At 63.0% G+C, this 24017-nt stretch carries 24 protein-coding genes and 6 pseudogenes; 11 read left to right on the top strand and 19 right to left on the bottom strand.

Annotated elements, in window-relative coordinates; all coding sequences use genetic code 11:
* Positions 1-907: 907 nt before the first annotated feature.
* Both ACLFKU_RS38585 and ACLFKU_RS38580 read left to right on the top strand, forming a co-directional pair.
* Positions 908-1201, top strand: coding sequence for a filamentous hemagglutinin N-terminal domain-containing protein (locus ACLFKU_RS38585; protein ID WP_410852694.1), 294 nt, complete (start codon positions 908-910; stop codon positions 1199-1201).
* The gene (locus ACLFKU_RS38580) at positions 1098-1472 is read left to right on the top strand and encodes a sigma factor-like helix-turn-helix DNA-binding protein (protein ID WP_410852689.1); all 375 of its coding nucleotides are present in this window, start codon (positions 1098-1100) and stop codon (positions 1470-1472) included. Before ACLFKU_RS38585 ends, ACLFKU_RS38580 begins: the two co-directional genes overlap by 104 nt.
* Positions 1473-1766: 294 nt before the next feature.
* Here the strand turns inward: ACLFKU_RS38580 and ACLFKU_RS38575 are convergent, their stop codons facing one another.
* On the bottom strand, positions 1767-2252 hold the full coding sequence (locus ACLFKU_RS38575) for a CBS domain-containing protein (RefSeq protein WP_410852693.1): 486 nt from the start codon (positions 2250-2252) through the stop codon (positions 1767-1769).
* A 33-nt stretch (positions 2253-2285) separates the two neighbouring features.
* Positions 2286-2939: pseudogene (locus tag ACLFKU_RS38570) on the bottom strand (phosphoribosyltransferase); the annotation flags it as partial.
* Between the two features lie 385 nt (positions 2940-3324).
* Here ACLFKU_RS38570 and ACLFKU_RS38565 point away from each other — a divergent pair.
* Positions 3325-3507 carry a hypothetical protein gene (locus tag ACLFKU_RS38565; RefSeq protein WP_410852688.1) on the top strand — a complete coding sequence of 61 codons (183 nt, stop codon included), beginning with the start codon at positions 3325-3327 and terminating at the stop codon, positions 3505-3507.
* 506 nt (positions 3508-4013) lie between these two features.
* Here ACLFKU_RS38565 and ACLFKU_RS38560 read toward each other — a convergent pair.
* The 11 genes and pseudogenes from ACLFKU_RS38560 to atpD all read right to left on the bottom strand — a co-directional run bounded on the left by ACLFKU_RS38560 (position 4014) and on the right by atpD (position 12548).
* The gene (locus tag ACLFKU_RS38560) at positions 4014-4562 is read right to left on the bottom strand and encodes a universal stress protein (protein ID WP_410852687.1); all 549 of its coding nucleotides are present in this window, start codon (positions 4560-4562) and stop codon (positions 4014-4016) included.
* A 466-nt stretch (positions 4563-5028) separates the two neighbouring features.
* On the bottom strand, positions 5029-5859 hold the full coding sequence (locus ACLFKU_RS38555; protein ID WP_410852686.1) for a hypothetical protein: 831 nt from the start codon (positions 5857-5859) through the stop codon (positions 5029-5031).
* Entirely contained in the window at positions 5856-6737 is an 882-nt protein-coding gene (locus ACLFKU_RS38550) for a F0F1 ATP synthase subunit gamma (protein ID WP_410852685.1), read from the bottom strand. The genes ACLFKU_RS38555 and ACLFKU_RS38550 overlap by 4 nt, the downstream gene beginning before the upstream one ends.
* Entirely contained in the window at positions 6718-8301 is a 1584-nt protein-coding gene (locus ACLFKU_RS38545) for a F0F1 ATP synthase subunit alpha (RefSeq protein WP_410852692.1), read from the bottom strand. Before ACLFKU_RS38545 ends, ACLFKU_RS38550 begins: the two co-directional genes overlap by 20 nt.
* Positions 8285-9043: a F0F1 ATP synthase subunit B gene (locus ACLFKU_RS38540; RefSeq protein ID WP_410852684.1), complete on the bottom strand. Its 759-nt coding sequence runs from the start codon at positions 9041-9043 to the stop codon at positions 8285-8287. Before ACLFKU_RS38540 ends, ACLFKU_RS38545 begins: the two co-directional genes overlap by 17 nt.
* A gap of 8 nt (positions 9044-9051) precedes the next feature.
* Complete coding sequence (locus tag ACLFKU_RS38535; protein WP_410852683.1) at positions 9052-9297, bottom strand: F0F1 ATP synthase subunit C; 246 nt, start codon at positions 9295-9297, stop codon at positions 9052-9054.
* The gene (locus tag ACLFKU_RS38530) at positions 9294-9992 is read right to left on the bottom strand and encodes a F0F1 ATP synthase subunit A (protein WP_410852682.1); all 699 of its coding nucleotides are present in this window, start codon (positions 9990-9992) and stop codon (positions 9294-9296) included. The genes ACLFKU_RS38535 and ACLFKU_RS38530 overlap by 4 nt, the downstream gene beginning before the upstream one ends.
* Positions 9989-10282 carry an ATP synthase subunit I gene (locus ACLFKU_RS38525; RefSeq protein WP_410852681.1) on the bottom strand — a complete coding sequence of 98 codons (294 nt, stop codon included), beginning with the start codon at positions 10280-10282 and terminating at the stop codon, positions 9989-9991. The genes ACLFKU_RS38530 and ACLFKU_RS38525 overlap by 4 nt, the downstream gene beginning before the upstream one ends.
* Positions 10275-10742, bottom strand: a pseudogene (locus ACLFKU_RS38520) (AtpZ/AtpI family protein); the annotation flags it as partial. The gene ACLFKU_RS38525 and the pseudogene ACLFKU_RS38520, both read right to left, overlap by 8 nt.
* Positions 10631-11062 carry a F0F1 ATP synthase subunit epsilon gene (locus tag ACLFKU_RS38515; protein WP_410852680.1) on the bottom strand — a complete coding sequence of 144 codons (432 nt, stop codon included), beginning with the start codon at positions 11060-11062 and terminating at the stop codon, positions 10631-10633. The pseudogene ACLFKU_RS38520 and the gene ACLFKU_RS38515, both read right to left, overlap by 112 nt.
* 13 nt (positions 11063-11075) lie before the next feature.
* Positions 11076-12548: a F0F1 ATP synthase subunit beta gene (atpD, locus tag ACLFKU_RS38510; RefSeq protein ID WP_410852691.1), complete on the bottom strand. Its 1473-nt coding sequence runs from the start codon at positions 12546-12548 to the stop codon at positions 11076-11078.
* Positions 12549-12849: 301 nt separating this feature from the next.
* Here atpD and ACLFKU_RS38505 point away from each other — a divergent pair, with 301 nt between their 5' ends.
* From ACLFKU_RS38505 to ACLFKU_RS38475, 7 genes and pseudogenes are all read left to right on the top strand, one after another.
* Positions 12850-13395: a LemA family protein gene (locus ACLFKU_RS38505; protein ID WP_410852679.1), complete on the top strand. Its 546-nt coding sequence runs from the start codon at positions 12850-12852 to the stop codon at positions 13393-13395.
* 175 nt (positions 13396-13570) lie between these two features.
* A pseudogene (locus ACLFKU_RS38500) lies at positions 13571-13657 on the top strand (universal stress protein); the annotation flags it as partial.
* A gap of 240 nt (positions 13658-13897) precedes the next feature.
* Positions 13898-14545 carry a response regulator gene (locus tag ACLFKU_RS38495; protein WP_410852678.1) on the top strand — a complete coding sequence of 216 codons (648 nt, stop codon included), beginning with the start codon at positions 13898-13900 and terminating at the stop codon, positions 14543-14545.
* 244 nt (positions 14546-14789) lie between these two features.
* Complete coding sequence (locus ACLFKU_RS38490; RefSeq protein ID WP_410852677.1) at positions 14790-15584, top strand: helix-turn-helix domain-containing protein; 795 nt, start codon at positions 14790-14792, stop codon at positions 15582-15584.
* Positions 15585-15747: 163 nt separating this feature from the next.
* Positions 15748-16779 (top strand): Acg family FMN-binding oxidoreductase, encoded by a 1032-nt coding sequence (locus ACLFKU_RS38485; protein ID WP_410852676.1) that lies wholly within the window; start codon positions 15748-15750, stop codon positions 16777-16779.
* 212 nt (positions 16780-16991) lie between these two features.
* Positions 16992-17273, top strand: coding sequence for a hypothetical protein (locus ACLFKU_RS38480; protein WP_410852675.1), 282 nt, complete (start codon positions 16992-16994; stop codon positions 17271-17273).
* A gap of 54 nt (positions 17274-17327) precedes the next feature.
* Positions 17328-17659, top strand: a pseudogene (locus ACLFKU_RS38475) (c-type cytochrome); the annotation flags it as partial.
* Positions 17660-17973: 314 nt separating this feature from the next.
* Here the strand turns inward: ACLFKU_RS38475 and ACLFKU_RS38470 are convergent.
* The 5 genes and pseudogenes from ACLFKU_RS38470 to ACLFKU_RS38450 form a co-directional block, all read right to left on the bottom strand.
* Positions 17974-18558, bottom strand: a complete 585-nt coding sequence (locus tag ACLFKU_RS38470) for a hypothetical protein (protein WP_410852674.1) — start codon at positions 18556-18558, stop codon at positions 17974-17976.
* Between the two features lie 342 nt (positions 18559-18900).
* Positions 18901-19146: pseudogene (locus tag ACLFKU_RS38465) on the bottom strand (DUF2252 family protein); the annotation flags it as partial.
* 159 nt (positions 19147-19305) lie between these two features.
* Positions 19306-19692 carry a hypothetical protein gene (locus ACLFKU_RS38460; RefSeq protein ID WP_410852690.1) on the bottom strand — a complete coding sequence of 129 codons (387 nt, stop codon included), beginning with the start codon at positions 19690-19692 and terminating at the stop codon, positions 19306-19308.
* A gap of 179 nt (positions 19693-19871) precedes the next feature.
* A complete protein-coding gene (locus ACLFKU_RS38455) occupies positions 19872-20300 on the bottom strand; it encodes a hypothetical protein (RefSeq protein WP_410852673.1) in 429 nt (142 codons plus the stop codon).
* 22 nt (positions 20301-20322) lie between these two features.
* Positions 20323-20799 (bottom strand): pyridoxamine 5'-phosphate oxidase family protein, encoded by a 477-nt coding sequence (locus ACLFKU_RS38450; RefSeq protein WP_410852672.1) that lies wholly within the window; start codon positions 20797-20799, stop codon positions 20323-20325.
* A gap of 255 nt (positions 20800-21054) precedes the next feature.
* Between ACLFKU_RS38450 and ACLFKU_RS38445 the strand changes: the two genes are divergently transcribed.
* Positions 21055-22602, top strand: a complete 1548-nt coding sequence (locus tag ACLFKU_RS38445; protein ID WP_410852671.1) for a phytoene desaturase family protein — start codon at positions 21055-21057, stop codon at positions 22600-22602.
* A gap of 728 nt (positions 22603-23330) precedes the next feature.
* Here ACLFKU_RS38445 and ACLFKU_RS38440 read toward each other — a convergent pair.
* Positions 23331-23845 (bottom strand): annotated as a pseudogene (locus ACLFKU_RS38440) (transposase); the annotation flags it as partial.
* Positions 23846-24017 lie beyond the last annotated feature (172 nt).

Genomic DNA, 24017 nt, shown 5'->3' with positions numbered 1-24017 from the left:
GGTAACCAACCCGCGGATATCAGTGTGACCCACCGTCGAGACGTACTGCTACGTCGCCCTCAGGAAATTCAGATGTACCCAGACCGAGAACCGATCGCGATTGACACGGAAAGTCATATCAGTTCACTGCTCGTAACTATCAACGCTAAGAATGGTAAGAGCGAACGACGATGCCATAGTCCGCGGCCGACGATAGATGACCGGAAATGCACCTGGCGTTCGCCTCTCGCGAATTCGAGAGTCCGGAAAGGGTCAATTTCACCCGTTCGCCAAAACTTCGGGTTGGCCCGTGACGCTTGTTTGCTAACTTCCGGGTTCGGCCTGCAAGCGTCATTCGCCCCTCCGTTGGATGGACGTTCAGACGTCCGCTCGAGATTTGCAAATGATCCCTCGCCTTCAGAACACGAGCGCCGCTATCTGCCACCTCCATCGGCTGTCCGAACCTCATAAACCGACAGGGAAAACGGAAGCGCGAGCACTTAACGTCAATCGAAGCGCATCATTGAGCGCCCCGACATGGAACACGGCTGCAAAATAACTGACAGGAAGGCGGAAAACGCAGAGGAATCGGCATGCGTTCGCGAGTTGAATGTCTATTCTTAAGCCGCTGTGACAACGAGCTTCCGGTCGGCTGGACGCGGCGTGGGCAGCCGTTCCGCGTGTGCGCGGAAAGGGGATGTATGTCACGGCCGAAGTTACCTCGGCTAGCCCGACGCGCAGTGCATCGCGGCACTCAAACGGAGCTATCTGCTGGCCATCGGCGCTCGTCCAGCGGGCTGTGCTTTACGCATGCGACGCTCGCGGCGGGCCCTCTGCCATAACGCGGCGCGTACGTGGCCGGCACGGGCACGATAGCGGCCAGGACAACGGCCTCCTGATCACGTAAGCGGGTTCGACGCGCGGCGTCATCGACTCGAACAGCTTTTCGATCGGCAGGAACAACTGTGTCACGTTCTACAACGGTTCGTGCGCGACGCTGAACCGGGTGACCGGTGGTCCGCCGTTCGCGATCCTCGGCAAGGTCGCTGCAACGGGCAACTTGTATGTGGTCAATCCGCACGGCATCGTCGTGGCGCCATCGGGCGTAATCAGCACGGGTGGCCGATTCGTCGCGTCCGCTCGATCTGCCCGTCGAGGTCGGTTCGCTCGATCCGCTGTGCGGCGAGGACGACACCGCGCTCGCCGATCTGGTCGCGGATGACTCGGCGCTCTCGCCGCTCGCTAACCTCGCGAATGCACGGATGCACGAATTGCTGAGGTCGGCGCTGTCGCGCATGGGGGCCATCGACGCTCAGGTGCTGCGACTTCGTTTCGGAATCGGAGGTGGGGAGCCGCAGACCCACGAACGTATCGCCACGGAGCTGGGCGTATCCCGCGAAAAGGTGCGCCGCATCGAAACCGCAGCGCTCGCCGCGCTGCGCACGGATGCGGCGACGCGCCACGCGCGCGAACTGCTAGACGCGGACACGTAAACGGCATCGCTGAAGCGATTCACACGCCATGTGTCCGGCCAGTCGCCGTCGATGGCGACGGCGTCGAAACCGCACTCCGAGATCAATCCTTGCGCGATCTGCGCGCGCAGGCGATAAAACCCCGCGGTACCGTGCGTCGCTTCGCCGAGCAGCACGAATTCACGGCTGCGAGCCATCTCGAGCAGCGTCAAAGTCGGACGGTTGATCCGAGATTCGTTGGCCCAGATCGCGAACCGCGAGAAATGGAGTCTTCGATGGATGCATAGCACCTCTCCTCTGGTCGCATCGTTCGATTCAGGCGCGACTCTTTTGCTCGATGTGCGGCTGACGGCCCGTCACGAGCCAGAGCTCCGACAGGAGAGCAGACGCTGCCTCGAGCAGGTCATCGAGTGAGACGATGCCGATCAGCTCCCCCGCGGCGCCGACGACAGGCAGACGCCGGACGCCGTTCAAACGCATCCGCGAGGCGGCAAGCCAAAGATCGTCCCCTTCGTTGATCAGCGCCGGTGGCGACGACATCACGTCGTTCACGAAGATCTTTTCGGGGTTCGCCTGTTTGGCCACGATAGCCAGCACGATGTCGCGATCGGTCAGCATGCCTACGGGTACGCGGCGCCCGGCGCTCATCTCAATCACCACGAGGTCGCCGACATGCTGTTCGCGCATGAGTTGCGCGGCGTCGAAAACCGTCGCTTGCCGCTCGCAGACAGTGACGTCCCGCGTACAAATGGATCCTGTGTTCACGATAGATCCTCCACGTTTGACACGGCCCACGGCCATGCCTGTCTTCATCAGGCCGAGCCCAATAGGCTGCTCGTGCTCCCAACTCCGCGCGGTGGTGAGACACGCACGGACTTCTTCATCGGTCGTCTGGTCGAAATTCAGATAGAACTGGCTGATCGCCATGAACCAGCCGGGCTGCAGCACGCTCACGAACTCATGCGGGATGCCTTCGAATTCCGTCTGCGTACCGGCTGGCGACACCGGAACTGCCACCACGATGCGAGCGGGGTCTCTGCTACGGATCGCCTGGAGCGCCGCATGCATCGACGCCGCCGTCGCGATGCCGTCGTCGACCACTATCACGATCTTGCCGCGAACCGGCACCGGCGGACTTTCCCCACGGTAGGCCAGTTCCCTGCGCGCGAGTTCGGTCCGTTCTCGCGCGATGACATCGGCTAATTGGGCATCACTGACTTCCTGCTGACGAAGGACCGACCTTTCCAGATAAACGGTGCCACCGGGCGCTATCGCGCCCATCGCCAACTCCTCGTTGTAGGGCGCCCCAACCTTCCTGACGACGAGGACGTCGAGCTTCGCATGCAGTGCCCGTGCGACTTCGAACGCGACAGGCACGCCACCGCGCGGCAGGGCCAGCACCACCAGATCGTCGCGTCCCTGATAGTCTATTAGTGCGGCGGCAAGCTGTCTGCCAGCGTCGGCGCGGTCGCGAAACACGTTACCCATTGTCTTTTCTCCCCAGAAACGTCGGTGTGCGGCACTGGCGTGTAGTCCCAATCGACAGACACAGCGATGCCGTTCTCTGCGAAAAGGCAATTTGCAAGCCAGTTCCTGCGATCCGTCACCGTGACTTGTATCGACCTCGGACGATCTGAAGCCACGCCATACAGTTGCCAGTCGTATCGCCGCATCCATTCACACTGTAGGGGGAGCGGCGCACCGCTCATTGATTTGGGTCAATCGCCCAGCGTCAGCTATGCGCGACGCGATGCTGGCGAACCAGACACGGTGGAAAAGACACGACACGCCGTGGATGTTCCGAATAACGCTAGCGATGAAAGCGCTCTTCAATTGATGCAACTCAGTAGTCAATCCGCAACGGCTGCCCAACATGACAACCGACGACGACACGCGCGACGCAGAGGCCGGCGATGTTACCCAACATCTTGGTCTTCATCGGATGCGCTCTCTACTGATCACGTTGCTCAAGGAGATGCTGCCGCGTTCCATGTTTAACGGACTGCGCGACCAGTTGAGCGCATTGAAGATATCGAGCAAGTTTCGACCGGCTTGAGAAGCAGATAAGCGCCTGGCCAAAGCAAGAGGTCGCATGCGGGGCGATTGCGCAGGTGCCAGGTTTCGGGATGCCCAACGCGACTGCGTTAAGGCCGTCACTGACTCAACGCGCTCGTCCTCACGTTTATGTCGCCCCTTGTTGGCTTGACGCGGCGCCGCCCGGTCGCCTTCAGGGTTCGAGTAGCCAACGCAGTACCGGACGAGTCGTCCCCGCGGGCGTCGCCCAAACGCCGTCAGGACCCAGCCCAACCCAATTCGTTCGTGTCATTTGATTTTGGCATCCCCCGATCCCAGTGAGAGCGAACTGATCGGCTTGCCCAGCCCGTCGAACTGTCCTTCAAAATAGTAACTTCCCTCCGGCGGACGGCCCGACCTGAAGCTTGGCGCCACGCGCATAGATATGCTTGCCACGCGCACCACCCACGATCTGCTCCACCGAATACTGTCTGCGTTTCATCGCCAACCTCCGTTGTCATTAGGAAAATTTCTCCAAAACACTAACACTCACTTCCGCCCAGGATTCCTGCATCGGTTCAGTTCGCCCACGCGCCAGAAATTCGAGCAGGACGGTTCAAGTTCATCTGGTACCGAAGCTTCTTTTACCACCATGACAGCACACGGAGCCTCGCGCACAAATCGCTCTGCAACGCTGCCCAGAGCCGCATGCGCCAAGCCTCTGCGCCCATGACTTCCCATGACGACGATATCCGCGCGAATGAATTGTGCATGGCGATGCAGACAGGACGCAATGTCCTGGGACATGCTGCTAGCGTCGACAGTTGCCGTGTCGTATGCCACGCCCAGACGCGCCAATTCCTTGGCCGCAGTGTCAAGGAGCGCGCGTCCGCGCCGATGCAGCGCCGTGTTCATTAGAGACAGGTCGTTATGCACGGCGAAGGGGTACGCCGGAGCCTTGTCGACCACGTTCACCACATGGACCACACCGCCTGCGAACCTGGCAATCCGGGCCGCCTCGCCCAATGCGGCCCTCGACGAGTCGCTCTCGTCAAACGCCAGAAGGATCCGTGAACACATAAACCGCCCCTTCAGCATTTCATGTTGCTGCTTACTCTCGAACCGCACACAGGAACTCAGCCGCAAAAAAATCTATTCTGGCCGACCTCGACGTGTCGGTATGCTAACGGCCTCATATCCGCCGGCTGCGACCTTCCACGTTGACACGCGCTGCAACTCTTCGAAACGATGATTCGCGCCGCAGATCGCCACCGCTTCCACCGCGCCGTCACCGCAGACACGCTTTAGCTCAAGCGGTGGGAAGTGCCGCGGTGCTCGAGAAGCTCCTTATAAAACGCCACTTCCCGCTCATATCGTGTAGCCTCGTCATGGCCGCGGTTCGATCGATATCAGGCCAGCCGGGGATACGCGCAGTTCACCCCTCTGCAGACGTCCGTATCGGTCCAAATCTCGTTGATCGTGGCAGCCCTATGACCGGAGGAGCCATCATGGCCTGGAATCAGCGATACAGTCTGAACAGCTATGTCAGGTTGGCGCTTTGTGTCTAGCATTGCTCTGCTGGCGGCGCTCGCGTTGAATCGGGCGTCGAATTCGTTGTCCGCCGAATCGTCCACTGGATTGCCGTGCGCGGTCGATATGATCTGCGGTATGACTTCCTGGATGTCAGCATGGAAGAGGCGCACGCCATTGTGGACCGGTTCTTTATCCTCAATCTGTCGTGTCTGGTATTTTCTTTGGGCTCGTTGCTAGTCGCAAGTTGTTGTACCGCTAGAGACGGGCTGCCAGATTCGACGCGCAGCATGGCTGAAGACCGTCGCCCGGACCCAGTGAGCGGGCCAGGCTTAGCGGTATCCACACGCTTTGCCGACTGATTCGGCGGAATGATCCCGTAGGCTGATACGCGTCCGTGTGCGGTGAGTTCGTATTTCGCCGCGCTCATAAACGCGCGAAACTCGTCATCGACCGCGACGATCGCATCTGCGCAGGTCGAATACAACAGGCTCGCTCTGCCATCGGTGTCGTACATGCCGCGGCATATCGCTCTGAGCTGGATCAGCGTCTGGTCCTCGTCCGCCGGCTCCTTCAGCATCCCGAGATACACGAAGCCGAAGGAATGCGGCAACGGGATTTCGATCGGCGTATCGTCAGCACGGACGATACGGCTGGCGGAATGTTTGGCGATGAACGCGTGCGTGCGCGTCCACACCGCCTCGCGATCGCCCCGCGGCTCGCAACGCACCGAAGCCTGCTGGCGTGCGTCGAACAGCGCGATTCCCTGGTGGCGGAAAGCCGCCTCGCGCGCGGTGCTAGCACAGCCCGCCAGCATGACCGGGTACAGCATTACCACGCAGAGCGAGTTCGTCGCGCGCGTCATGATTGCACCTGCGCGTAACAAGGCGTCCGGGAGCAAGCGCCCGTCACGGCCAGTTCGGCGATTTCGGCGGTGATCTCGCCTTGCCGAACGATCCGGTGTTCGCGAGTGAGCTCCTGTAGACGGTCCTTCACTTGACGGCTTGCCGCCAGCATCCCGGCGACGCGCGCCGCGTTTTCCGCCGCGAAGGACTGCATCAGGCTATCGCACAGCTCAAGGTATACGTAGCGCTCGGTGAGGCCCGCCAGCAACTCGTCGAGCGGCAGGTTTAGCAGCGGCGCTTGCCTGCGCAATGGCATGCTGAAGCGCGTGAAATCGAACGGCACGAGTCGCCGCGCGACGATGCGCCTGGCAAGACCGGGGTCTGGTATCGCGTGCATCAGCCACAGCTGCGCCGACGCATGATCGCAAAAGCGCGCGAACACCGTATCGGCGATCTGACCAGCCACGCGCATCACGTCCTGCGCGTGCGCGGCCATCCGCGTCGACCAGCTGTAGTGCAGTGCGCGCTCCTGAGCGAGCATCGTGCCTCGCGTGCCAATGATGAAAATTTCGCCCGGCTGGTCCGCCTTCAATCGCTCGACGCGCGCGAGCAAATGCTCGTTGAGGCCGCCGACGAAACCCTGCTCAGTGCACAGCGCGATCAGAATGCGCGGGACGCCTTTTGGCGCCGCCCACTGCGCCGCGTGTACCGCCGGCGCGGCCGCCAGCGCCATACCGATCGCCTCGCCGACGGTCGCCGCCACCGAGCGTATGCCCGCGAGCCGGGCCTGTGCCTCGCGCTCGCGCGCGGCGGCAATCCCGCGCATCGCAGCGATCACCGCGTCGAGTTGCGTCGCCGAAGCGATGCGGCTCTCGATTTCACCAAGTCTGCTGCTCATCGAGCCTCCTCTCTTGCTGTTTCGCGTCCGGACGTTCGTGCATCGCACGCTCGACGAGCACGCGAATACGCCCGCTCAGACTGTCGCGCACCGTCTCGTCGAGCGCGTTGCGCAGCCACACCGCGGTGCTCCCGTCGCCGTGCGCATCGTTCGCCGCGCTGAGCTTGTCGCGCACCCACGCGGTCACATCGGGCGCGACACCGTCGAACACGCCAGCGGCGAGCGCCGCCAGCAACGCTATCTGATCGGCGACGCGCAGCGAGTTGAAACGCGGCTGTGTCATCAGCGCGCGAATCCGCTTGCCCCGCTCGATCTGTGCATTGACGCGAGCGTCCGCGAGGCCGCCGAAGCGACTGAACATTTCAAGCTCGAGAAACTGCGCGTAGTCGAGCCGCAGGCGCCCTGCGACGTCGCGCAAGGCCGCGTACTGTGCCTTGCCGCCGACGCGGCTCACGCTCAGGCCGACATCGACGGCGGGCCGCTGGTTTGCGGCGAACAGCGCGGCGTCGAGCACGATCTGTCCGTCCGTGATCGAGATCAGGTTGGTCGGAATGTAGGCCGACAGATTGCCGGCGTCCGTCTCGGCGATCGGCAGCGCGGTCAGCGAACCGCTGCCGAGCGCGGGCGACAGCTTCGCCGCGCGTTCCAGCAGTCGAGCGTGCAGATAAAAGATATCGCCGGGGTACGCTTCGCGTCCGGGCGGCTCGCGCGTAAGCAGCGCGAGTTCGCGATGCGTCGCCGCGTGCTTCGACAGATCGTCGATAACGATCAGCGCATGCTGGCCTCGATCGCGAAAGAACTCGGCGATCGAAAAGCCCGTGAACGGCGCGATCCACTGCAGCCCGGGCGGCGCCGCTGCCGACGCAACGACGAAAATGCAGCGCTCGAACGCTCCCTGCTCGCGGACGGCGTCGATGACGCGCTGCGCCGCCGTCGCGCGCTGGGCGACGGCGACATACACGCAGATCACGTCGCTGTGCTTCTGATTGACGATCGCCTCGACGGCGAGCGAGGTCTTGCCCGTCGCACGATCGCCGATGATCAACTCGCGCTGCCCTCGCCCGATCGCGAACAACGCATCGACGACGAGCACTCCCGTCTGCAGCGGTTCGCTCACGAAGTCCCGCTCGATGATCGCGGGCGCCGCGCGTTCGACCGGCAAACGCGAGGCGGCCTCAGGCGCCTCGCCGCCATCGAGCGGCCGACCGAGCGGATCGACGACGCGGCCAAGCATCGCGTCGCCGACCGGCACGTCGAGCACTCTGCCGGTTCCCGCGACGCGCATGCCGGCACGCACCGTCTCGCCGCTGTCGAGCAGCACGACGCTCGCGCTCGCCGCGTCGAGCGAATGAATGAAGCCGCGCACGCCGCATTCGAGTTCGACGACCTCGTCGAGCGCGACGTCGGGCAGGCCCGACACGAAAGCAATGCCATCGGCGATCTGTTCGACGCGGCCGATGCTCGTCGCACGCGGTTCCAGCTCGACGCGCGCGAGCGCGTCGCGTTTGCGCGCGAGCCACGCGTCGGGCGTCGGCACGTCGTCACGCTCAGCGCTCGTGGCCATCGTCGCCACGCAGTCCGTCATGAATCTGCTCCAGCTGGTCTCGCCAGCTATTGCGCACCACCGCGTGCGGGCCCGACAGTTCGAGCCCCGCAAGTAGTGTCCCGTCTATGTCGGTCTCGAACGCGAGCGGCTGTGCGAACGCGGCCGTGAGCGCTGCTTCGCACGCGGCGCGCTCGTCCGGCGTCAGTGCGCGCGGGGCGACCAGGCGCAGCGGCACGTCTTCGGCCATCGCGCTGCGCGCGCCTGGCGACAGCCGGCGCACGCCGTCAGCGAGCCCATCGACGAACCCGGCGACGCGCATGTCCTCAGGCAGCCTTTCCAGCAAGCGGTCGAGCAGCTTGCCCGCAATATCGACGGCCAGCCGCGCGGCAGCCGCCGACGCCGCTTCGTCTTGAGCCGCCCGCTCACGCCGCCGGTCCGCATCCGCCCGGGCACGCAGTCGCTCTGCTTCGTCGCGCGCGGCTTCGAGCAGCGCAGTGTGCTGCGCGCGCGCGTCGGCCTCGATGGTCGCGAACGCCTGCGCGCGCTGCGCGCCGAGTTGCTCGCGTTCAGCCTGTAGCCCGTCGCGCTCGGCCTGCGCCGCGAGCTTCGCCGCGTTCGCGTCGCGGATCAGCGCATTCGCGCTCGCCTGCCTTTCCGCGATCATATTCGCGACCGGACGGAACAGAAAGCGCGCGAGCAGCCAGACCAGGATCAGCGCGTTGAGCGTCTGCAGCGCCAGCGTCGACCAGTCGATTTTCATCGCGCGTCCTACTTGACGAACGGATTGGCGAACAGCAACAGCAGCGCGACCACGAGGCAATAGATCGCCATCGTCTCGATCATCGCGAGCCCGACGAACAGCGTGCGCGACAGCGTGCCCGCGGAATCGGGCTGGCGCGCGATCGCGTCCATCGCGGCAGCGACCGCGCGGCCCTCGGCGAGCGCCGGGCCGATCGCGCCGAACGACACAGCGAGCGCGGCGGCGGCGATGCTGACGATTTCGATGAGGTTCATGCCTGTCCTTTCTGATTGTCGTGAACCGGGACGTGCGACTCGCCGACGGCGGCACCAATGAAGACCATCGCGAGGACCGCGAAGATGTAAGCCTGCACCGCGCCGGTCAGCAGGTCGAGCGCCATCAACGGAATCGGCACGAGCAGCCCGGCCAGCGACAGCACGATGCCGACCACGAATACCCCGCTCATCACGTTGCCGAACAGGCGTACCACCAGCGAGAACGTGCGCGTGATCTGCTCGACGACGTTCAGCGGGATCATCACCCACGCCGGTTCGGCGAACGTCGCGAGATAGCCGCGCCAGCCACGCGAGCGCACGCCGTACACGAGCGTGGCGGCGAGCACGACGAGACCGAGCGCGGCATCCGTTTCCAGGTGCGCGGTGGGCGGATCGATGCCCGGAATCAGCGATGACCAGTTCGCGATCAGCACAAACAGGAACAACGTGCCGATCAGCGCGCGATACGGCGCGGGCTCGGTCTGCATGGTGTCGCGGATTTGCATATCGAGCGTGCCGACCAGCAGTTCGAGCGCGGTCTGCGTGCGCGACGGCTTGATCGACAGCTTGCGCGTGAGCCACAGCGAGACGAGGGTGATCGCCGCCATGATCGCCCACGTGACGACCACGGGCGTGGTGATGCCGAGCGGACCGACGCGCACGAGCGGCTCGGTGACGAGCGGCGAATGGATCACAGCGCCGCCCGCCGCATGCGGAGCGCCACGCCGCGCGCCCACAGGAAGCCGCCGATGCCGCCGAGCAGCGCAAACGCGCCCGCTTTCGCCAGCAGTACGAATAAAGCGGCCGTCAGCGCGAAGCGCGCCAGTTGCAGCGCGAACGCATGCATCACGCGTCCTCGCGCGAAATACGCGACGTTCCGGCGCAGCGTCGCGAAGTGAAGCGCACCGGCCAGCAGGCCGACCGCCATTCCCATCGCGCCGAGCGCAAGCGTGTCGGTGACATGAAACGTGGCGGCGTCAATCACGATCCCTCCTTTGCTGTCGATGCATCCAGCGCCATGCGGACCATAGGCCGATGCCCGCGCCGATCATCAGAAGCGGCGCCGCAAAAAACACCCGCGTACCGGCGATGCGGTCGAGCCAGCGCCCGAGCGCGAGGCACAGCAGGATCGGCAGAACGATCGTCCAGCCGAGAATGCCGATCTGGCCGAGCCGCGCGCCAAGCGGGGGTTCCGGGTTCGCGCGCCCGCTTCGCTCGCGGCTCGCCGCGCGCGAAGCGGCTTGCGCGACACGGTCGCCGGGCGGGCCGTCCACTTTGCCGTCCGCTGTACCGTCCGGTTTGCCGTTCGTTTGCCCGGCAGGCGGTCGCGTCGTCATCCCGGTTCTCCGCGTGTGGCTTGCGGGCGCAGATAGCGCAGCATCTGACGCACGGCCTGCGCATGCAGACGCGTCTGCTCCGCGCGCGCGCGCCGCATCGCGTCGAGCTGCGCGGCACGCGCGCGGCGCACCTGAGCTTCGAGCGCTTCGAGCGAGTCACCCGGCACCGCGTCGCGGCACGCAAGGGAGACGGTCGTGCCCCGCGAAACGATCAGCACGCCGCCATCGACCGCGCAGTAATGCTCGCCGCCGTCTGGCGTGCGCCAGCGCACGACTGATGCGCTCAGCAGCGTGACCAAGTCCGCATGCTCCGCGCGCACGCCAAACGCACCGCTCTCGTCCTCGGCGCGCAACGACACGACAGGCAAGCCGTCGACGATGACGCGCGCGGGTGTCGCGATCGTTAGCAAGAGGCCACGCCGCGTCATTGCGTTCTCCTTGTCACGCCGCGGCGGCGCTTACGCCCGCCGACCCGCCGCGGGCTTCCTTGGCGCGCGCCTCGTCCAGCGCGCCGACCATGAACAGCGAGCGCTCCTGCCAGTCGTCGCACTCGCCCCCGAGAATTGCTTGGCAGCCGGCGATCGTGTCGGCGAGCGCGACGGTTCTGCACGGCTGTCCCGAGAATGCTTCGGTGACCGCGAACGGCTGCGTCAGAAAGCGCTGCAGACGACGCGCGCGCTGCACGGCACGCCGGTCGTCGACGCCGAGTTCCTCGATGCCGAGCAACGCGATCACGTCCTGCAACTCGCGCTGATGTTCGAGCACGCGGCGCACCTCGTTGGCGACCGCCGCGTGCTCCGCGCCGACGACGAGCGGATCGAGCAGAATCGACGACGACCCGAGCGGATCGATCGCCGGATACATGCCCTCGGCGGCGAGCGCGCGCGACAGGACGATCATGCTGTCGACATGCGAGGCGATCGTCGTCACGGCGGGGTCGGTGAAGTCGTCGGCGGGGACGTAGACGGCTTCGATCGCGGTGACCGCCGCATTGCCCACCGACACGATCCGCTCCTGCAACGCCGCCACCTCGCTCGCCAGCGTCGGCTGATAGCCGACCCGCGACGGCATGCGCCCGAGCAGTCCTGACACTTCCGCGCCCGCCTGCACGAAGCGAAACACGTTGTCCATCAGCAGCAGAACGTTCTGGCCGCGCTCGTCGCGGAAGTACTCGGCGATCGTCAGCGCGGTGAGCGGCACGCGCCAGCGCGCGCCCGGCGGTTCGTTCATCTGTCCGTAGACGAGCACGGCGCCCGGCAGCACGCCCGAGCCGCGCATGTCTGACAGCATTTCGTGACCTTCGCGGGAGCGCTCGCCGACGCCAGCAAACACTGACATGCCGCCGTAGCGCGCGGCCATCGCATGAATCAGCTCCATCACGAGCACCGTCTTGCCGACGCCCGCGCCACCGAACATTGCCGCCTTACCACCATGCGCGAGCGGCGTGAGCAGGTCGACGATCTTGATGCCCGTTTCGAACAGACGCGTCGCGCCACGCTGCGCCAACAGCGGCGGCGCAGCGCGATGGATCGGCCGGCGTTCGACGGCGGCGGGCACTGGCTCGCCGCCGTCGCGCGTCACACCAGCAACATCAAGCAGTCTGCCGAGCACCGCGTCGCCGACCGGCACCTCGATCGGGCCCGCGCCGACCCGCACGGCGGCGCCGCGCACGAGACCTGCGGTCGCCTGCAACGCCAGCGCGCGCACCGTGCGCTCGCTCGTGTGCGCCTGAGCTTCCGCGAGGATCGACGTCCCGTCCAGCAGCATGATCCACAGCGCGGTATCGATCGGGGGCAACTCATGCGTGTCGAACACGACGTCGACGACCGCGCCGCGAACGGCGCTCACGCGCCCGCTTGCGGCTAACGCAGCGGCCGGCGCTGCGGTGTTTCGACAGGTTGTGCTCTCTGCGATCGGCACGTGGCGCTCCAGCGATTGGCACCCGATGCACTCACGATAGCGGCACTCCGCGCGCGCAAACTGATCCTGATCAAACGCCGCGGACATCGCCGCTACGGACCACCGAAGAGACTCGCGCGGCATCGCCGATCCACGCTCCATTGACGACGATCAAGCCGTGCGCGTGCCGCGCGCCTATGCTTGCGAAGCGTGGCCCCGGCCACATTTACACCACGCAGCGAGGGCAACCTTGAGACCGGCCCTGTTCGTTTCGATTGTGTTCGTTCTGCTCTGGCTTTCCGGATGCGGGCCGCACTTGGCGTTACGCACCGACCGCGAAGTCGACGCAGCGTTCGCCGACGTGCTCGACCTTTACAACGAACGACTCGACCTGACGGCGCAAGCGAGCGCGCTCGCACGCAGAAGTCTGCCGCCGGATGCGCCGGCGCTCGCGCGGGTGGACAGATCGCGCGCGGCGGTCGCGGATCTGCATGCCTCGCCAGCGCTGCTCGACTCGACTGCGTCGTTCGAACGCTTCGATGTCGCGCAGCGCGATCTGACCGACGCGATCTCGCAACTGCTGATCGCGTGCGAGGGCGTTCCCCGTTTGAAGGCGAGCCCGGCGTTTCGCGCGCTTCAGTCGCGGCTCGCCTCGTCCGCAGGACGGATCGCTTTCGGGCGCGCGCGATACGACGAAAAGGCCCAGCGCTACAACACGGAACGTCACCCTTTTCCTTTCGACCTTGCTGATGTCCTTGATCAAAAGCGGGACAAGCCGACTTTCACGTTGCCGGACGGGACGCCTGTCCAACGTCATCCGCGCACCGACTTCGGCGCGTTGCGCGGCTCGCTGCGGGTCTAGCTACGTTCGGTCATGCAACTGTATTAGCGCGGCCGGCAGCGCTTGATCTACGTCAACTGCCGTGCAGCATCGGCGCGCTTGATCTGCGTCAACAGTCGAGCCGGAGCGGCCCCTACACTCGATGTCGCCACGGGCTCGCGCCCGTTTCCACATGGTCTGTCATGGAGCTTTGGCGATGAGCTACAAAAGCATTCTGGTTCACCTTGATACGAGCGCCCGTGCACAGGCTCGCCTCGATATCGCATTGCAGCTCGCGCACCGCCGAACTGACGCTGCACACGAACAGGCCGCACTGTCTGCTGCGGATAGCGGATAATGGACGTGGAGCCAGCCGCGAGGCGGTCGAAGGCAACGGTCACGACAGGCCGTTCGGCCTGATCGGCATGTGCGAACGCGCGAACATGCTGGGCGGCTCGGTTCGGATCGATACGGCGCAAAGGGCGGGTTTCGCGATTTGTGTGACGTTTCCCTTGCAATCGATGCAACAGGAAGATATCGACCCATGATCAAGGTGTTGCTGGCCGACGACCACACGCTCGTTCGCGACGGGCTGCGCCATATCCTGCAGCAGGCGAGCGGCTTCGACGTGACTGGCGAAGCGTGCGACAGCGCGACGACGATCGCGCTGATCCGCGCGGCCCAGGCACACGTGCTCGTGCTCGACCTGTCCATGCCGGGGCGCAACGGCATTGAACTGATCAAGCAGATCAAGGAGGAAAAACCCGATCTGCGGATTCTGGTGCTGACGATGCACGCCGAGCAGCAATACGCGGTGCGCGCGTTCAAGGCGGGCGCATCGGGCTATCTGACCAAGGAGAGCGCGAGCGCGGAGCTGGTCGGTGCGGTGACGAAAGTCGCCTCCGGCGGCGTCTATGTGAGCCTCGCGATGGCCGAGCGCTTTGCACAGAATCTGAACGAGCCTACCGACGCGCTGCCGCACCAACGGTTGTCCGATCGCGAATTCGACGTGTTCCGGCGCCTCGTCGAAGGCCAGAGCATCACCGAGATCGCCAACGAACTCTGCGTCAGCGTAAAAACCATCAGCACGCACAAGACGCGCATCCTCGAAAAAATGCAGATGCCGAACGAGAACGGCCTCGTTCGCTATGCGATCCGCCATAAGCTGTTCGACGACGAAACTGACCTGTAGCGCTTTCCCACCCCTGCCTCGCGCTTGTCTGCCGACTCTAGGAATGTTCCTACAACGAGTGCCGTAACTCCTGGCCTCGCTTAAAGCGCCGCTGATACCGTTTTGAGATACCGTCGCCAATACTGGTTGACATAGGCCCGTGTTTTTCCGGCAAGACGTCGGAATGCGAACACGCGTGTCGCACCATCGCAGCCCTTGCGAATTCTCGTCGTGCGCGTCCCGCGCAGCGAACCCGGAGACGATCATGCAAACCGTAGCCACCTGTGAACACCACCGTCAGGCCCACCACGAGGTGCCGCTAACCGCGACCGTCATCCCGATTCGCGCCGTTTCGTCCGGTATCCCGGCGCTGCCTCGCACGTTGGGATGCTCCGCCTGCGCGATGCGCGCGACCTGCATGCCGCCCGGGCTGACCCCGGACGAACTCGCCCGACTTGATGTGACGATCTCCGCAACACGCTCGATCAAACGCGGAGAGGTGCTGTATCGCGCGGGCGACGCGTTTCAAAGCATCTACACGGTGCGCGCCGGGTCGTTCAAAACCGTGGTCATGCATCGCGACGGCCGTGAGCAGGTGACCGGCTTCCAGATTGCCGGCGACCCGCTCGGCCTCGAAGGCATCTGCGAGGGCAAGCAGAATTGCGATGCGATCGCGCTGGAGGACAGCGTCGTGTGCATCATTCCATTCGCGCAGATCGAGAGTATGTGCCGCGAAATGAAGTCGATGCGGCATTACATCTACCAGAAGATGAGCGGCGAGATCGTGCGCGAATCGACCCAGATGATGCTGCTCGGCACGATGAGGGCCGAACAGCGGGTTGCGACATTTCTGCTGAATCTGTCGAAGCGCTTCAAGGCGCGCGGTTTCTCAGCCGCTGAATTCCATCTGCGCATGACGCGCGAGGAAATCGGTTGCTATCTGGGGCTAAAGCTCGAAACGGTAAGCCGGATCTTCTCGAAGTTCCAGCGCGAGGGCCTCGTGCACGCGAACGGCAAAACGGTCCGCATCGAAGACGCGCAAGGGCTGGCCGAGGTCTAAGCGCCGCTCAGACATGTCGCAATGGGCGGCCGCACCAAACTGCCGCAAACCTTGCGCGAGACATCAGGAACGTTGACCTGCCTCAAACCTGTCTCGGTGCCCGGTGACACGATAACGACACGAACCGCACGCTTGCGGCGACGATCTGACAGGAGGCTTCGAGATGCGCGATGCCACGGGGAATGATGCGTGGGGAATCGGCGAACCACACTTCGACGCCGCAACGCCACCGGAACAGCAGCTGCGCTTCGCGCTGCACTATGCGGTACTCGCGCCGTCGAATCACAACACGCAACCGTGGCGATTCATCGTCGACGGCGAGACCGTACAGATCTGCGCCGACCGCATGCGCGCGCTTCCCGTGGTCGATCCTTTCGATCGCGAACTTCTGATGAGCTGCGGCGCGGCTTTGTTCAATCTTCGCGTGGCGCTGTGCCGTCTCGGTCTCGCTTATGCGATCACACTGTTTCCAGCGGAAGCGGATCCGGACATCTTGGCGCTCGTGCGCGTCTCGCGCGACGGGCCTCGCGACCCGCACCTGCATGAGCTTTTCGACGCGCTGACCGAGCGCGTGACGACACGTGCGCCGTTCGTCGATAACCCCGTTCCCGCCGCACTGCAACGCAAGCTAAGCGACGCCTGCGACGACGAGGGCGCGCTTGCCTGCTGCGTGGAGCAGAAAGCCTCGCGCGAGGCGCTCGCGCAACTGATCGCCGATGCGGATCGAGCGCAGTTCGCCGACCCGCGTTTCAGGCGCGAGCTCGCCAGCTGGATTCACCCGCGGCGGCGCGACGATGGCATGCCCGCTTACGGTACCGCTGTGGGCGCGCTGCTCGATTTCGCGGCGCCGCTCGTCAGCATGGCCGTCCGGGTGTTCGATGCGGGTGCGGGACAGCCGGCCACGCACGAGCACCTCGTGGATGGCTCGCCACTGATGATCGGCATCGCGACGATGCGCGACGACCGCGAGGCATGGCTCGCGGCGGGACAGGCGCTCGAACGGATGTTGCTGGTCGCGGCATCGGTGGGATTGACCGCTTCCTACCTGAACCAGCCGATCGAAGTGGACGCGCTGCGCGAGCGGCTGCGCACGCTGTTGCGCACGGACGCGTTTCCGCAGCTGCTGCTTCGCGTCGGACGTGGTCCGCACGTGAGTCATGCGCCGAGGAGGCCACTGGCCGATGTCGTGTCCTGACAAGCGCGGGTTCGGGCACGTCTGCACAACGTGCCAATGGACATGTAGGAGTAGTCCGACTACGGTCCGCGAATTCCTGGATGCGGTTCCGCCTGCGCCTATTGGCCGCACGCGCCGGCCAGCCAATACTAAAGTCATGCAATCGACCTTGCTGACGATCGCGCGACACGCCAGACCAACGGCGGCATGCGCGATCCGACAGGAGAACTGCCATGTCATGCGCTACCCCCGCCGCAACTTCCTCCTTGAACCAGACCGGGGCACGTCGCGATGTCGCCGCAAGTCGCGTCGTGCAACCCGAACAGCCGTTCGCCGACGTCGAGTGCCTGCTTTCCATCGCACGCGACGCAGGCATGCTCGTCTTGCTCGACGCGCAAATCGGACGTGAACGATATCAAAGCGTGGCGGGCTCGGTCACGTCGCTGCAGCGCTTCGCGAGCGCGCTGCTCGCCAGCACCGAAGTGCACCGTGGGCCGTTTGATCGAAGTCAATAAGGGCGGTTTCGCCGCCCGTACACCGACGTTATTCCTGATGTGGGAGTACGTGCCATGATTGCGCGAATCCGAAATGGTCTGCTCGTGTGCACGGCGTCCGCGCTGACGGCCGGCATCGCCTATGGCGAACCTGAGCCGAGCGCGCTCGTCGATCAACAGCACCGCATGTTTTGCCATATGCGCGATGCGCCGTTTCTCGCGCCGTCGTTCCAGCAGATCGCCGAGCGCTATCGCAATGTGCCCGACGCCAGTCGATGCTCGAGCAGAAGCTGCGGCTCAGCGGCAAGGCGCACTGGGGCGACACGCCGATGCCGCCGGCAGCCGAGCGCGGCGGGCCGCTGTCGGCGCAAGACGCGCACACGCTCGTGCTATGGGTACTTAGTCAACGAGAACTCATCGGCGGGATGCCGACGCGCTATTGCGGTGGCAATGCGGATAAGCCTTGGCAATCAGCCATCGCATCGACCAGGTTGATCTATCAGGGCGATACGACGCCACCTTGACCTTGGCGGTGGGCAGCCACTGCGCCGGGGGAAATATCGCGCGCCAGCCTCGGGCGGACGCCTTGCCGTCAACGTCGACGATGGAAACCGGTTCATCCGCCATCGTCCCCTCCTTGTTTCGGTAGTTGTGAGATACATCAGCCCCTACCCCGGGCGAGCTGAGGTCGAGCGTACCGAACGCCGCCGTGCGTACATCTTCAAGGTATCGCCGGGCCAGCTCGTCCGCCCCGCGAAGGAAGTGGCGTCATGGCCGGCTTCGTCGATTCAGGACTCGCGAGTGATGCCGCATCTGAATCCACGATGGCCAGCATCAGAATGAAGTCCCGTTCCGGTTCAGGCATTCTTTCGATAGCGTGCAGCGTCACCCTCGTGGTCCGGCATATGTCGGACGGCGTGGACAACTCCGGGTGCGACGTATACGACTGATACCGGTCGAGGTTGACTGGATTGGCATCCAGCTCGATAACGATCTCGCTTGACAGTACGTAGACTGCCGCTGAATATTGCTGCCGCGTTGGCAAGCCTACCGGCACGCTGGATGCACTACTCACGAGAACCTTGTAAATCAGTTGCAGATAAAGTTCTGCTTCCGCGTCCGACATCTGGGCAAGCGCGATCCGATTCATCGCGGCATTAATATCGACGAGGCCAAAGCAGTTGACCGGTACGAATTCGTCGAGCAGGTGGGTGAACAATTGCAGGTAGGTCAGCCGGTCTTCGGGTGCCAGACGCGCGAGGCCGCTCGACATCACCGCTTCACGTTTGCCCTCATCGACAAACATCTGTTCGAGCGCACGGACACCACCGGGAACGCGCCGTTCGATGGCAGGTCTTGCTCGACCTTCTCCAACCATTCAGCAACGATGCGCGCTTTCATCGAGTCACGCGCAATGCCGTATTGGTCCAGCGCGTTGCTCAGACTCGGTCCGCCCAACCACGCTGGAGCGGACACGCCTGACGTATTGTCAGGTAACGCCCTGTCTAGATTCTGATGTATGGCCGCGCCCGCGGCCAGCCAGACAAGCAGCGTAAGCGATCCGGATAGCCGCAACGCGGTCCTCTGCGTGGCCAGAAAGTACCGACGGATCACTTCGATTCTCCAGCAAAAGTTACGGCGAGCGCGCCTATTCCTCGGTCGTCGCCTGTATGCGGCCCTCACGAATCGCACGAATGAACTCGCCGGAGTCCTGTCCGTTCTGCGAGCTGTAATCCGTCGCGAACTCGATGATCGCGTCGTCGAAGGTCTGGCCCGAGCCCATGTAGCCGGCTATCATCGCCGCGTCGCCGGAACGCGCGGGGGCGCGCGCGAGCGCGTGTGCGCACATCCGCCCGTACTGTCGAAGCATGCCCAGATCGAGCGCTTCGATCAGCCGTGTTTTTATACGACGGTGTCGCAGAGGCACGATGCACCCTTATACTTCTGCAGCCTTAAGCTTAAGGTGCTCATCTGATTGGCCATCTTTTGATGCAAATCAACGTTGTTGAACGACTAGAAACGGAGCGCCAGATTCGACTCTTCCGGCATGGCGTCATCGGCCCTCTTTTCGACATCGTGGCCATGGCGGAACGTGCGGCGGCGCTCTCATGTTGGTGGGTTGTTCGCGTAACGTGACACGGACTGACGTCCCACATGAATGCTGCCAGTTCGCGGGCGCTAGCCACGACCGCGATGTTGATCGGCTCCTCGCGCTGTCAGCCGCCGGAATCGTCGGCGCAGGGGGCGCCTCGGCGTCCCAAGCGCGGTTGATGATGGCCTTGGGCAAGCCTTCGAGACGGGCCTGGATCTTCGGACTGACGCGGGCTGGATGGCGGTAACTCCACCCGGCCACAACCAGTAGTTTTCCGGCGTAGCTGTAGCCGGTCCTTACAATTCTGCCCAGCCTGCGATTGCCTCCCGACGAATGCTCGGATGGCACCACTCGGAGCCAGGTCAAGAAGGATTACACGCTCGTCCGACTACCCGGCGTATCTTGGCGCGTTGCTGGAGTCCGGCGATACCGGAGCGATGTTTCAGTGCCCGAAGCGAAACCGAAGGCTAAGTCAGCGGACGTTTTGGCAGATGAGCGGCGACAAACAGAGCTGCCCGATGTCGCCCTTACCCGCTCGATGAAATGCGCTTGCTAAGCATGTGGAAAACAGGAAAGATTGCGAAGCAGAGTTGAGCGGCAAGTCCGATCGCCCCGGGCACGGATCCGAGCCCGGCAACGTACTCTAGTACCGTCTTCCTGAACAGCATTACCGCGGTTCCCAGTTCCGCACAGATCAATATCGCAAAGGCGATTGCGCCCATCACAAATGCCTCGCTGGTCCCCGTCAGCATGCCATGTTTTCCGGCGATCCACCGTGACAGAATCCAGCTCACGGCAAGCATGAGCGGCGCTTCCAGTAGCACGGCGGGCGTTTCGCCGAGGTGCGGGATAACCAGAAGAACGCGAACCGCGCCGAGCGCGAAGCCAATGACGAAGACACTTGATGCATAGAGGCAACCCACTTTGATACAGGCTGCCCACCTGATCTCTGACATGAGAGCGTCGCGTCATCCGCTTTTACGATTGAAACAGGGAAGGAGAATCGCAAGTGTAGAGATCGGTGTGACCAAAACCTTGCGTATAGTCGAGCACTGAGATCACGGTTGGACGCACGCGAAATATACGGACTTCGTCGGGCGATGGCATCGGCAGCGGCAGCGCATGAACGTCTGGATACTTCAATGGAAGCATGCGCAACACCTTTTCCGCTTCTGCACGATCAGTCACTACTTGCGCGTGCGCCGCCATCGACAAACCAGTAATCGCCATTAGGTCGGGCGTGTCGTGGTCGATCGTAAGTGAGACGCGGTCATCGCGAGCGAGGTTGGCCGCCTTCTGGCTTTGCGGACCGCAAAGGAAGTAAAGCGTCAGACCATCGCTCACATAGCCAACGGTTGTCGCCTGCGGCCAACCGTCGGACCTTAGCGTGGCGATCGACATGATCCGATGCTGATCCAGCAATGACAGGATCTTTTCCTTGACATGTTCCTTCATTTATCGTCTTCCCGTTCCTAAAAGTTACATGATGGACTCGCGGGACACTGTTCACTTGATGCAAATCAATACCCGGCGATTGCCCGCCACTGCAACGCGAAGCGCTGCAAAGCAGTCCATGCTTCGGCTAAGCCCATTGCTTTTCCGGGAATTGGGCGCTGCGACCAGAATTGATACATATCAATTTCGCTCCGACTCGCCTGACATAGGATTTGCTATCGAAAGCCGCATCATTGGCTTGATGCGGGGGTGCGCATGTCAGGAAAACAGGTACACCCGGAAGCAATCGTCATTGGTTCAGGCATCGGCGGCCTCGCCTGTGCGGCGGCATTGGCGCGATGCGGCAGGGTCGTGCTTGTACTCGAACAGCAACACACGGCCGGTGGTCTCACACAGTCATTCAGCCGCTATGGCTTTCAATGGGACGTTGGATTGCACTATCTCGGCGAGATGGGTCCGAACGGCCAAGCGCGCTCAGTGGTCGACTGGCTTACCGGCAACTCCATTACATTCGCATCACTAAGCGATGTATACGACGTTGTACATTTCCCCGATGATTTCACGGTAAACTTCGCGCGTCCGAAACCAGCACTGGAACTCGAACTCAAATCGAAGTTCCCGCACTCTGCAAGCGAAATCGATACGTTTTTCAACGCACTGGCTGAAGCGGTTCATGCCGGACGATCCCTCTTTACGAGAAGAGCGTTGGCGGGATTCTTCGGCAACGTATATGGTATCTGGCACGAGCAGGAAATTCGAAAGTGGTGGGGACGCAGCAGTGCCGATGTCGTCAAGGATCTGATCAGCGACCCACGTCTGCGCGCGGTTCTCTTTGCTCAAAGGGGCGACTACGGAGGCATGGAACCTTCCCGGACAAGCTTTGGCATGCTCGCCGTCGTGATGAGTCACTATCTGAACGGCGGCTATTACCCGATCGGAGGCGCGAAGGTCTTCGCCGAAACGCTTATTCCCGTGGTCGAAGAAGCAGGCGGCATGGTCCGACTGAACGCAAAGGTCCGGGCGCTGCATGTGCAAAACAATGCTGCCACGGCCGTGGAACTCAACGATGGAACACTCCTGTACGCACCGGCAATATATTCGGATATCGGCGCGCGGAACACCGTCGGATTGTTGCCCTCAGATCTGCGTGAGACTGCATGGGCAAAAGAGATTCTCTCGTTCTCGCCGTCCGTTTGCCACGTCACGCTGTACCTTGGTCTGACCGGTGACATCCGTGCGCATGGAGCGTCTGGGGCGAATCACTGGTTTCACGAGACGTGGGATGCAGGTAGCGGCGTATGGCAGGGACCTGCGGAAGCGTCCGCTCCTGTACTGTTCGTTTCGTTCCCATCGTTGAAGGATCCCGCGCATGCTCGTGACGACAAACAGCGGCACACTGCCGAAGTTGTGACGATCATCAACTGGGACCTCTTCGCGCGTTGGGACGGGACAATGGTGCAACAGCGTCCTCAGGAATATGATGAACTCAAGGCAACGCTTGCTCGCAGCTTGCTGGCGCAGTTCACGAGCCATTTTCCTGAACTGGCGCCGATGGTCACGTTCCACGAAGTTTCCACGCCGCTGACCATGTCGTCATACACGGGGGCCCAACAAGGCGCGAGCTATGGGCTCGAAGTAAGTTCGCGCAGGTTTCTCTCAAAAGCACTCAATATCCGCACGCCGATTTCCCGACTCTTTCTCACGGGGCAAGATGTGACAAGCCCGGGCGTCACCGCTGCGTTGATGGCGGGCGTACTGTCCGCTGCGTCGATCGAACACGAGGTCTTCGACCGTCTCCGTTAGTTCGCTTCATTGTTGACCCGCTGCGACGGACAGATCTGCATCAAACATCGGTGTTTCGGTTTAAGCTCCATCGAGCGTTGGGTCGCAGGTTGTCCATTGCCGGGCAGCGGATCGACTTTCACGACCATGGCGCTGCCCGGCGTTGGGCAACCTTCGTTGCGACTGTGGGTGCAATTCTTCGTGCTCGATCCGTGAACGATAACCGAGCCTGATGTGCAAGTGGCGTGTGCTGGTGGGCACCAGAGTTGCCAAACTCAACGACGAAATCTACACGGTGATGGAGACGCGCTTACGACTGAACTGCGGCGGTGATTTGTGCGATCGCCTCGTAGTGGGCTGTAGATGGGCGCAGCCGGTCGCTTTACCGTCGCCCTGCCAACTCCGGCCGTCCGTGGCCTCAGGAGGAACGGGTTCACCAAGGCGGAACCCGGCAACTGGACGGCTATGGGGTGGCGGATTGATATGACTTTCCGTGTCAATCGCGATGGGTTCTCGGTTTTGGTTCATCTGAATTTCCTGAGGGCGACGTAGCAGTACGTCTCGACGGTGGGTCACACTGATATCCGCGGGTTGGTTACCGCATTACTGTGGTCCGCCCTATGAGCCTGCCGCTGCCTCAAGTCGCAAATCGCATTAGATGTATTGCATAATCCGCTCGCGGGTTACTCGGGTGCCGGGCTACGCCGCCTTCAGGAAACTCTCAGTGTCCTCGTTAAGATGATGGAGTGTCAGACCGGCCTGGCATCTTTCGGTATGGCGAGGGACATCGCCAGTCTGCTGATGTCCCAGATGAACCCTGAGAGTTCTCGCGCTACCGCAACCACGCTGGTGTTCACATTCTTGCCGCGCGCTGCGAGCTTGCGATATCGCCGGCATAGCCGCAGTTGGGCATCCCATGCGCGGTCAATGATCGGTTTCGGGATTCCTCCATGGCGGCGTTGAATGTCCGGGCTCACCCGAGCGGGTATCTGTAACTCCACGCAGCCTCGACGAGCAGCTTTCTTGCATAGCTGTTCCCGTTTTTTGTAATGCTGCCTTGACGGCGCCGGTCTCCTGAAGAGTGTTCGGAGGGCGTCACCCCGAGCCAGGCCATCAGCTGACGCGGATGCTCGAATCGCGACAGGTCGCCGAGTTCGGCGAGCATGCCTACGGCCGTGGTGAACTGAATGCCCCGCATTGCCTGCAGGCCCAGTACCGCCGGATAGAAGCGCCAGTTGACGACAGCCTCGCGTAGTGCCGCCTCATCCGTCACAGCGTGCGAAAGCCTTCGCAAAATGGGAGGCGTCCATAGTGTGCTACGAATGCAAGCGCAGCGGTTGCGTGAGCAATGCTTTGTTGAAGATGAGGGCGGGCCCCTCGAAGTCGGCTTGCAGGAGTTGGCTTCAAATCACCTCAAGCTGCGCGGGTAAAGAGTC

It is taken from the genome of Paraburkholderia sp. EG304 (assembly GCF_046543485.1).
GTDB classification, from domain to species: Bacteria; Pseudomonadota; Gammaproteobacteria; order Burkholderiales; family Burkholderiaceae; genus Paraburkholderia; species Paraburkholderia youngii.
The sequence above is the reverse complement of the archived record's forward strand: the minus strand, read 5'-3'. Positions and strand labels throughout refer to the sequence as shown.